This window comes from Falsiroseomonas sp., assembly GCF_041690465.1.
Taxonomy (GTDB): Bacteria; Pseudomonadota; Alphaproteobacteria; order Acetobacterales; family Acetobacteraceae; genus Falsiroseomonas.
Genome location: NZ_JAWLHG010000106.1, coordinates 1 through 2,618 on the forward strand (window position 1 = coordinate 1; position 2,618 = coordinate 2,618).

Annotated in this window: 1 protein-coding gene and 2 pseudogenes; all 3 read left to right on the forward strand. The window is 69.8% G+C overall.

Annotated features, from left to right (window positions below; genetic code table 11):
- Positions 1-102 precede the first annotated feature (102 nt).
- Positions 103-1,085, forward strand: a pseudogene (gene istA, locus ACESM1_RS30345) (IS21 family transposase); the annotation flags it as partial.
- The gene (gene istB, locus ACESM1_RS30350; protein WP_372625146.1) at positions 1,082-1,939 is read left to right on the forward strand and encodes an IS21-like element helper ATPase IstB; all 858 of its coding nucleotides are present in this window, start codon (positions 1,082-1,084) and stop codon (positions 1,937-1,939) included. The pseudogene istA and the gene istB, both read left to right, overlap by 4 nt.
- 64 nt (positions 1,940-2,003) lie before the next feature.
- Positions 2,004-2,618 (forward strand): annotated as a pseudogene (locus ACESM1_RS30355) (IS630 family transposase); the annotation flags it as partial.

The window sequence follows — 2,618 nt, forward strand, 5'->3', positions numbered from 1 at the left end:
AGCTGGTCCAGCAACTCATCCGGGATCGCAGGCTGTTTGCGTCGCGGCATACGATGGCTCCTTCAGCAGCATCGTACGGCCCCAAACACGGAATTTCCGACAGTCCCCACCGTCCGCCCGCCGGCCGAGCCCGCCGCCTTCGAGCGCCGCTTCGAGACCCCGCCGGGCCGCCAGGCGCAGGTCGACTTCGCCTGCTTCAAGGTCCGCTTCGAGGATGAGCCCGGCGCCGAGCGCATCGTCTGGCTGTTCTCCCTCGTGCTCGGCCACAGCCGCATGATGTGGGCCCGCTTCGTCGCCCGGCAGGACCTCGCCACCATGCTGCGCTGCCACGTCGCCGCCTTTGACGACCTCGGCGGCGTGCCCGAGCAGATCCTCTACGACCGCATGCGCACCGCTGTCCTCGGCGAGGTCGATGAGCGCGGCATCGTCTACAACGACAAGCTGTTGGCCCTCGCCGCCCACTACGGCTTCGTCCTCAAGGCCTGCCGGCCCTACAGGGCAAAGACCAAGGGCAAGGTCGAGAGGCCGTTCCGCTACGTCCGCGAGGACTTCTTCCTCACCGGCCGCTTCCGCAACCTCGACGACCTGAACGCCCAGTTCACCCAGTGGCTCGACCAGGTGGCCAACCGCCGCCTGCACAGCACCACGGGGCGGATCGTCATCGAGCACTTCGCCGATGAGCGGCCCACCCTCAAGGGTCTGCCGGCCGGGCCGTTCAACGCCGTCCTCCGCCTCGGGCGCCGCATCTCCCACGAGGGGATGATCTCGGTCGGCGGCAATCTCTACTCCGTCCCCGACGGCACCCGCCGCCGCCCCGTCGAGGTCCAGGTCACCGCCGCGGAGGTGCACATCCTCGAGGATGGCCGGCTGGTTGCCACCCATCCCGTGCTCGATGGCCGCGGCCGGCGCCGTATCGCCGAGGGCCACCGCCGCCTGCCACCGACGCACAACAGCACCACGCCCCGCGCAGGCACCTCGGCATCGGGCCACCAGCACCCGCCGCGGCCGCCGGCGTGGCGCCACGTTCGCTGGCCATCTACGAGGCGATCGGCCGCCGCCTCGCCGGCGCGGAGCGGGCACGATGACCACGGCACCCGCCACCCTCGATCGCATCCGCCGCCATCTGGTCGGCCTCAGGATGCCACGCTCCCTCGAGGTGCTGGAGCACCTCCTGCGCCAACTCGAGCGCGGCGAGATCTCCGCCCTCGAGGCGATCGATCAGCTGCTCGACGAGGAGCTCGGCCTGCGCGAGGGGCGCCGCGTCAAGGCGGCCCTCAAGATGGGTCGGCTGCTGAGCATCAAGACGCTCGCAGGGTTCGACTTCGCGTTCCAGCCTTCGCTCGACCGCAACCGCATCCTCACCCTCGCGGGCCTCGACTTCATCGACCGCCACGAAGTCGTCCACTTCCTCGGCCAGCCCGGCTGCGGCAAGACGCACCTGGCCATCGCGCTCGCCGTCGAGGCCGTGCAGGCAGGCCGCAGCGTCTACTTCACCACGCTGACCGAGCTCATCGGCTCGCTTGCCAAGGCCGAGCGCGAGGGGACGCTCCGCGAGCGCATCCGGTTCCTCTGCCGGCCGCAGCTACTGGTCGTCGACGAGATCGGCTACCTGCCGGTCGTCGCCGGTGGCGGGAACCTGTTCTTTCAGCTGGTCAACGCCCGCTACGAACCTGGCGCCATGATCCTCACCTCCAATCGCGGCTTTGCCGAATGGGGCGAGGTGTTCGGCGACACCGTCGTCGCCACCGCGCTGCTCGATCGCCTGCTCCACCACGCCGTCGTCGTCCGCATCGAAGGCGCCAGCCATCGCCTCCGCCGCCATGCCGACCTGCTGCCGGACAGCGCCGCAGCACGACACATGCACAAGCCCGAACCCCCGCTACGTCGACGTGGCAGGCCGCCGAAGATACGCACCTCGGAACTCATCACCGCGACATAGCCACCAGCCGATCTGGGGAATTTTCAGCCAGCACTTCTGAGGAATTCGTCCTCAGCATTGACACGTGCTGATGACCGCCGACGGCGCGGGCACGATGGCAATCCGGGCGGCCACGGGGGAGGGCAAGCCCACCATCTGGCGCTGGCAAGCGCGCTATATGCGGGACGGCGCCGAGGGCCTGTTCCGGGACGCCCCGCGCGGTCGCGCCTTCGCCGCCGCCTTGCCCGAACAGATCGCTGCGCTGGTCGAGCGCACGCTGCACGAGGAGCCGCCCGCGGCGACCCACTGGACGCTGCGCTCGATGGCCAAGGCGAGCGGCCTGGCGCCGTCCACCATCCACCGCATCTGGCGCGAGCACGGGCTGAAGCCGCACCGGGTCGAGACCTTCAAGCTCTCCAACGACCCGAAGTTCGTCGAGAAGGTCCGCGACATCGTCGGGCTCTACATCAACCCGCCCGAGCACGCCCTGGCGCTCTCGGTGGACGAGAAGAGCCAGATCCAGGCCCTCGACCGCACCCAGCCGGGGCTGCCGATGAAGCGGGGCCGCGGCGCGACCATGACGCACGACGACAAGCGGCACGGCACGACGACGCTCTTCGCCGCGCTCGACGTGAATGCGGGCACGGTCATCAGCCAGTGCATGCTCCGCCACCGCGCCGCCGAGTTCATCCGCTTCCTG